The sequence below is a fragment of the Streptomyces phyllanthi genome, from assembly GCF_009377205.1.
Lineage (GTDB): Bacteria > Actinomycetota > Actinomycetes > Streptomycetales > Streptomycetaceae > Streptomyces > Streptomyces phyllanthi.
In genome coordinates this window covers 1-7263 of sequence record NZ_VJZE01000459.1, presented here as the reverse complement: position 1 = coordinate 7263, position 7263 = coordinate 1, and the positions used below count along the sequence as shown (strand labels likewise).

General features: G+C 71.1%; 6 protein-coding genes and 2 tRNA genes. 1 reads left to right on the top strand and 7 read right to left on the bottom strand.

Annotated elements, in window-relative coordinates; genetic code table 11:
• Window positions 1-581: TerD family protein (locus FNH04_RS37920; RefSeq protein WP_194236950.1), on the top strand; the 581-nt coding region annotated here is incomplete at its 5' end.
• 345 nt (window positions 582-926) lie between these two features.
• On the opposite strand, the gene FNH04_RS37915 is transcribed toward FNH04_RS37920, so the two are convergent.
• The 7 genes from FNH04_RS37915 to FNH04_RS37885 form a co-directional block, all read right to left on the bottom strand.
• A complete protein-coding gene (locus FNH04_RS37915; RefSeq protein ID WP_322725026.1) occupies window positions 927-1433 on the bottom strand; it encodes a GNAT family N-acetyltransferase in 507 nt (168 codons plus the stop codon).
• A gap of 137 nt (window positions 1434-1570) precedes the next feature.
• Window positions 1571-2650: a 1-aminocyclopropane-1-carboxylate deaminase gene (locus FNH04_RS37910; protein ID WP_228031849.1), complete on the bottom strand. Its 1080-nt coding sequence runs from the start codon at window positions 2648-2650 to the stop codon at window positions 1571-1573.
• Between the two features lie 16 nt (window positions 2651-2666).
• A complete protein-coding gene (locus FNH04_RS37905) occupies window positions 2667-3326 on the bottom strand; it encodes a GntR family transcriptional regulator (protein WP_322725023.1) in 660 nt (219 codons plus the stop codon).
• 173 nt (window positions 3327-3499) lie between these two features.
• Entirely contained in the window at window positions 3500-5083 is a 1584-nt protein-coding gene (locus FNH04_RS37900; RefSeq protein ID WP_152790372.1) for a TROVE domain-containing protein, read from the bottom strand.
• Between the two features lie 119 nt (window positions 5084-5202).
• Window positions 5203-5309 (bottom strand) — tRNA-OTHER (locus tag FNH04_RS37895).
• A 130-nt stretch (window positions 5310-5439) separates the two neighbouring features.
• Window positions 5440-5517 (bottom strand) — tRNA-Lys (locus tag FNH04_RS37890).
• Window positions 5518-5581: 64 nt separating this feature from the next.
• Entirely contained in the window at window positions 5582-7012 is a 1431-nt protein-coding gene (locus tag FNH04_RS37885) for an alkaline phosphatase PhoX (RefSeq protein WP_152790371.1), read from the bottom strand.
• Window positions 7013-7263 lie beyond the last annotated feature (251 nt).

Here is a 7263-nt window from a genome sequence, read left to right as displayed (position 1 = left end):
CCGGCAAGATCAACCTCGACAAGGGCCGCGTCAGCCTCCAGAAGAACCAGACGGTCTCCCTGGTCAAGGGCGGGCGCCCCCTCCTCTCCCAGGTCAAGATGGGCCTCGGCTGGGAGCCGGCGTACCGCGGCAAGGACATCGACCTGGACGCCTCGGTGATCGCGTACGGCCCGCAGCGCAACCACATCGACAGCTGCTACTTCGGCAAGCTCCAGATCGTGAACGGCGCGATCCGGCACTCCGGCGACAACCTCACGGGCGAGGGCGGAGGCGACGACGAGGTGATCACGGTCGACCTCGGCCGTCTCCCCCAGGAGGTCAGCGGACTGGTCTTCACGGTCAACTCCTTCTCCGGCCAGAAGTTCACCGAGGTCGCCAAGGCCTACTGCCGCCTGCTGGACGCCGCGACCGGCGAGGAACTGGTCCGCTTCGACCTCACCAACGCCGAGCCCCAGACCGGCGTGATGATGGCGAAGCTGATCCGCCAGTTCTCCGGCGAGTGGGAGATGACGGCGATGGGCGACTTCGTGAAGTCCCGTACGGTCCGGGGGATGGTGAAGCCCGCGGCCCAGGCGCTTTAGGGCGCTTTGGACCGGAGCGCGTCCCGTCGTGGTCCCGCCCCTGGTGAGGCCGCCCGCTCGACACGCGTGCCCCCGCAGCGGGCGGCCACCGGGCGACGACGCGGGGGCCTGTCCGGCGGATCAGGGCCGGACAGGCCGCGGCGGCGATGGGGCCGTCTCCCGCTCGCAGCCGAAGGTGGGGTGCGGTGCGTCGCAAGGCGCCGGAGCGTCCTCATCGCGGAGCTGTGCGGACGCTCCGGCAACACGGCGGTGGGCCGGTGGGCCCCTCCCGAGCGAGCGAAGCGGAGCGTGCGGAGCATGGGAGCCTCACCAGACGCCGCGGAGATCCATCAGAAGGGCCCTGGGCTAGGCCCCGCTCGGGCGACCGGTCGGCCCATGGACCGGAACGGCGAGCTCGGCGACGATCTCGTCGTCCTCGACCGCTCCCGTCGACACGAAGCCGAGCGACTCGTACAGCCGCGCGGCGGCCGTGTTGTCCGGGTGGTACGACAGCCGGATCTCCCGGCAGTCGTCACGGGCCGCGAGCCAGTCCACCAGGGTGCGGACGACCGCGCGGCCAAGCCCCCTGCCCTGCTCCGCGCCGTCGATCAGCATGCCCCCGATCCAGTACGAGCCGTCGTCGTCCCGGCCCCACATGACATGCCCGACGACATCCTCACCGGCGTGCACCGCCAGGGAGTTCCACACCCCCTCGCGCATCGACAGCAGGAGGTACCGGGCAGCGAGGGCGGGGACGAAACCGCGCTGCTCGTCGCGGGGCGCTATGTCGGCGACCGCCCGCCAGTTCCCGTCACCGATCTCCCGGAGGGTGACGCGCCGGCCGGCTCTGTCCTGTAATCCATGATCAATCACGGGAGGAACCTACTGCCCGGCCCGGCACCCGGCGAGCCGTTTTCCCGCCGGGACGGCCACCCGGAGCCGGCCGGAGCCGACTGTGAACCGACCGGAGCCGACTGTGAACCAGCCGGAGCCGACTGCGGACCGGCCGGTCAGAACAGCGCACTGTACGCGTTGAGCGCCGGCTGCCCGCCGAGGTGGGCGTACAGCACGGTGGAGTCCCGGCCGATCTCACCGCGCGCCACCAGGTCGACCATTCCGGCCATCGACTTCCCCTCGTACACGGGGTCGGTGACCATGCCCTCGGTGCGGGCCGCGAGACGCATCGCGTCGAGCGTCGCCGCGTCGGGGACTCCATAGGTGCCCGCGTGGTACCGCTCGTCCAGTTCGACGTCCGCCTCCGTCAGCTCCCCGCGCACGCCGATGAGTTGCCCCGTACGGTGGGCGATCCGGGCGATCTGCTCGCGGGTGCGGGCGGGCTCCGCGGAGGCGTCGATGCCCAGCACACGCCGGGGGCGTCCACCCGCCTCCTCCAGGGCAGCGAAGCCGGCGACCATGCCCGCCTGCGTCGAACCGGTCACGGAACACACCACGACCGTGTCGAAGAAGACGCCCAGCTCCCGTTCCTGCTCGGCGACTTCGTACGCCCATCCGGCGAAGCCGAGCCCGCCGAGGGGATGGTCGGAAGCGCCGGCCGGAATGGCGTACGGCTTGCCGCCCGCCTCCTCGACCTCCCTGAGCGCCTGCTCCCAGCTCTCCTTGAAGCCGATCCCGAAACCGGCCCGTACGAGCCGTACGTCGGCACCCGCAAGCCGGCTGATCAGGATGTTGCCCACCTTGTCGTACACGGCGTCCGGCCACTCCACCCAGCTCTCCTGCACCAGCACGCACCTGAGCCCGGCCCGGGCGGCGACCGAGGCCACCTGGCGCGTGTGGTTGGACTGCACACCGCCGATGGAGACCAGCGTGTCGCAGCCCTGCGCGAGGGCGTCGGCGACGAGGTACTCGAGTTTGCGGGTCTTGTTGCCGCCATACGCGATACCGGAGTTGCAGTCCTCCCGCTTGGCCCAGAGCGCCGCACCGCCGAGGTGCTCGGTGAGCCGCTCCAGCCGATGCACCGGTGAGGGCCCGAAGAGCAGCGGGTAGCGCTCGTACGAGGAGAGCGTCGGGGAAGCGGACTCGGACGGGAGGAACGCAGACGGGAGGGACGGGGACGGGGAAGCAGCGGACATGGGGGCTCCTCCTGGTTCAGTGGGCCTCTGGTTCGTCGTCGGCGAGCTCCTCCAGGCCCCGCCAGATCTCCGCGGTGACCCGGACCGCCGTGTCCACGTCACCGGCCGCGCAGGCCTCGATGAGCTGATCGTGCAGCCCGGCCGAACGGCAGTTGCCGCCCTCCCCGAACCTCCGCCGCTCCAGACGGCGGATCAGCGGGGTGTAGCGGGCGATGGTGGCGGCGGCCGCGTGGTTGCCGCTGACGCGTACGAGCACGTCGTGCAGGTCGTCGTCGGCACGCAGCGCGTTGTCCACGTAGCCCGCCTCGACGGCCGCCGCGAACCGTTCGTTGGACCGGCGCATCGTCTCGACGTCCGCGGCGGACAGCCGGGGTACGGCGACACGGGTGACCAGCTCGTGCATGGCCCCGACCACGGCCGCCGCGTCCCGTACTTCGGCGGCCACCACGGGGGTGACCCGGGTGTAGCTCTGCGGCTTGCTCTCCAGCAGCCCCTCGTCCACCAGCCGGGTGAAGGCCTCGCGCACCGGCGCCCTGGAGAGCCCGAGCCGGTCCGCGAGCTCGGCGTCGCGCACGACCGCGCCGGGTTCGATCTCCCCGGCGACGATGGCGTCCCGGATCGCTTCGTAGGCGCGGTCCCTGAGGAGGGTGCGGCGCACGGGTTGAATGGCGTCCACGAACTGAAATGTTAGATACCAGGTCACTGGCGCACAAGAGTGGGGCCCGCACCGAAGTACGGGCCCCAGCCCTTCCCCGCTCGGTCCGCCGGTCGATCCGTCCCCCGGGCCCCCCGGACCGCCGGATCGTCGGACCGCCGGACCGCCGGACCGTTGGATCGTCGTTCAACCGCTCAGGCGGCCCACGGCCAGTCGGCGTCCCGTGCCCCCTCCAGCAGCGGGACCATCCGGAAGGCCGCGTCCGAGAGGCCGCCGAAGGTGTGCCGGTTCGCCTTGCCGGACGGACCGTGGCCCGCCCGGTACCCGGCGAGATTCCAGGTGTAGACCGGCACGTGCGCCGGGACCTGCTCGGTCGGGTCGCCGTAGTGGCTGTACGTGCACTGCTCGTCGGTGACGATCAGCACCCGGTCGTGCTTCCTGTAGTGCCTCCGCACCGCCTCGGTGGTGTCGGTGCCGCCCAGGTCGCCGAAGCGGCCGAGGATCTTCAGCACCGACTCCCCCTTGCGGAACCGCACCCGGGCGCTGGTCGTGCCGAACTCGACGAGATCCGCGTCGGCCGCCCGCAGCGCGAGCGCCGTACCGAAGATCGCCGCCGCGTCGGCCCGGCTGAGCTCGGACCGGTCGGACATCCGCGAGTAGAACATCGAGCCCGAGCGGTCCACGAGCACGAGCGTCCGGCCGGGCAGCGCGGGCACGTTGGCCAGCGAGTGGCCGAGTGCCTGCTCCAGCGGGTACGACCAGCGCAGCGAGGGCGCGTGCTGGTACGCGGCGAGGTAGCGGAACGGGAACTGCCGCGAACGCGCGACCTCCGCCGGGTCGCTGATACGGGCGGCGACCTGGGCCGCCACCTCGTCGGAGACACCGGCCTCGTCGAAGTTGCGCAGATTCCGCACCAACGCCATCGCACCCATGGACGGGATCACGGCCTCCCAGGCCGCCTTGTCCATCGGGCCCTGGAGCCAGCCGGCCAGCGCCTCCCACGTGATGCCGGCCGCGGCGAGCCGCTCGGCACCGTCCGGGGCCGTGACGACCGCCCGCCGCCGCTCCACCGGCAGCGCCATCAGCTCGCGGTGCGCGGTGAGCACACGGTTCGAGGCGGGCGGCACGGCCGTGTCCGGGTTGTGCCGGCGGTCCAGCGCGTACCGGAACAGCTCGCCCTGCCACGGCTTGTCGGGGTCCGGGGCCGCGTGCACCAGGTTGAGGATGTCGCCGAAGCGGTAACCCCTGGACGCCGTGTCGTACTTCAGCAGCGCCTTGCCGCTGTACAGCCGTCGTACGGCGTCGGCGATACCGCGCTTGACCGGCTTGGGTACGGCGCGACCGTACTGGGCGGTCCAGTACGCGAGCAGCTCGCCGGGCTCGTCGGGCCGCCGGAGCACGGAGGCCACGACCTGACGGTTCGACGGACCGTCCGAGGCGCCCGCGTCGAGGCGCGCCTTCACATACTCGGCGGCGCCCACGATCGAGGCCGTCCGCAGGTTGCCCTCACCGCGCAGCCAGCCGAGCAGGGCGGCCGTCCACGCCGAGTCGGACACGGCGAGCTCGCGCACGAGCCGCGCGAACCGGTCGTCGCGGTCGGCGCCGGTCTCGTAGAAGGTCTGCTGCGAGACGAAGTTGGAGACCGCGAGCAGGAAGAGCTCCGAGCGGGCGTCGCGCTCACGGCCGCGTCCGCCCTCATATGTACGGAGCACACGGCCCGTGGACGTCACGCGCGAGGTCGGCTGTGCCTTGGCCGCTCTGGTGTTGAATCGCGCCATGGTGAATTCCCCCGAATTCTTCGTGTTCGGAGGGAGGCGCGACAAATGGAGGGTGCCCGAGGTCGGGAATCGGCGACGGTATTTCCAGATGCTCTACCGATTGAGCTACGGCGACGCGAAGCCGCCGACGGGACTCGAACCCGCAACCGTCCGATCAAAGAAGTAACCGCTGCCTGCGCACCGGGCACCCACCATCTGTCGCGCCTCCCGAGATCAATACGGCGGCGGCGTGGATTCGATGACAACGAAGTAGCCGCAGCCTGCGCACCGGGAGGTGCATGTGAAGTTGTGGTGTCCAGAGTTCAAGGCCGGCGGAACCGACATAGGCGCTCTGGCCGCTGAGCTACACCGGCTTGTGCACCGGCGGCGGGATTCGAACCCGCGGCCTCCCCATTAAGAGTGGAAGTAGGTCCTGCCTTCGCACCTGGACGTGCATCACTTTAGGAGGACGGCCGCGGGACGGGCGAACGAATTAACCACCCTCGTACGGCGGCGGGTTCAGCAGCCCTTCTGCCGCTTCCACGGCCCGGTGACGGCGAGCAGGATGCCGGGCGACTGGATGTTGGCGAACAGGGTCTTCCCGTCGGGGGAGAAGGTGACGCCGGCGAACTCGCTGTACTCGGGCTCCTCCTCGGTGCCGATGTTCAGGTCGTTGCGGGCGATCGGGTACGTACGGCCGCTGTCGGTGGCGCCGAACAGGTGGGAGACGCCCTCACCGTCCTCGGCGAGGACGAGGCCGCCGAACGGGGAGACGGTGATGTTGTCGGGCCCGTCGAAGGCACCGTCCACGGACGGGTCGGGATTGACGCCGAGAAGAACCTTGAGCGTCAGGGTGCGGCGCTTGGGGTCGTAGAACCAGACCTGGCCGTCGTGCGCGGCACCGGGGCTCTCCTCACGGGCGTACGAGGAGACGATGTACGCGCCTGAGTCGCCCCACCACATGCCCTCCAGCTTGCGGGCGCGGGTGACCTCGTCGGCACCGAACTGCTTGCGCACGGCGACGGTCCGCGCGTCGCGGTCGGGGACGTCGACCCAGTCGACGCCGTACACCGTGCCGACCTTGGTGGCGCGGGAGAGGTCGTCGACGTAACGGCCGCCGGAGTCGAAGCACCTGGGCGCCTGGAGGACACCGGCGTCGTCGGCGAGCGCGCGGAACCGGCCGGGGCCGTACTCGAAGCCCTTCGGCGGGGTCCAGCGGAAGAAGAGGCCGTTGGGGCCGGCGGCGTCCTCGGTGAGGTAGGCGTGGCCGCGCTTCGGGTCGATGACGACGGCCTCGTGGTCGTAGCGGCCGAAGAACTTCAGGGGCTTGGGGTCGCGGTTGGCGCGCCGGTCGGCCGGGTCGACCTCGAAGACGTAGCCGTGGTCCTTGGTCATCCCGTTGACGCCGGCCTTGTCGGAGTTCTCCTCGCAGGTGAGCCAGGTGCCCCACGGGGTGCTGCCGCCCGCGCAGTTGGTGGAGGTGCCGGCGATGCCGACCCACTCGGCGACGCGGCCGTCGGGGCGGACCTCGACGACGGTGCAGCCGCCGGACGCGGCGGGGTCGTAGACGAGCCCCTCGGTGAGCGGCACGGGGTACTTCCAGTTGGCGCGGGGGCCCTTGAGCTCGTGGTTGTTGACGAGGAGGGTGGTGCCGCGAGGGCCGCGGAAGGTGGCGGTGCCGTCGTGGTTGGAGGGGGTGAACTCGCCGGACTCCAGTTTGGTCCTCCCGCTGTACGTGATGACGCGGTAGGTGAATCCTTCGGGCAGGGCGAGGATGCCGTCCGGGTCGGGGATCAGCGGCCCGTAACCGATCGCCGTCTCCGTGGCCTCGGTGTCGGTGGCCGCGAGAGCGTTCGGGGCGGTGGCGAGGGCGCCTACGCTGCCGGACAGCGCGACGCCGGCCCCGGTGATCGCGGTGCGTCTGGCGAAGTCCCTGCGGGTGAGCGGCATGGTGTCTCCTGTGACGGTGGAGGAGTGACCGTGGGTGACCGTGTGGGGCGGCTCCGGTTTTCGGCGACACGGTCCCGCTCGCGCCTGAACGGGGGTTGAACGCGGGACGAAGCGCGGGTCCTTCGTTCCGTGAACCCACGGCCGGGGTGGCAGGGCCGGGGCTTTGCCCCACCCCCGCCGCCCCTGCCGGTCGTGAGTCGTCTGCGGGTGAGTGGGGGCTGGTCGCACAGTTCCCCGCGCCCCTTGAAAGC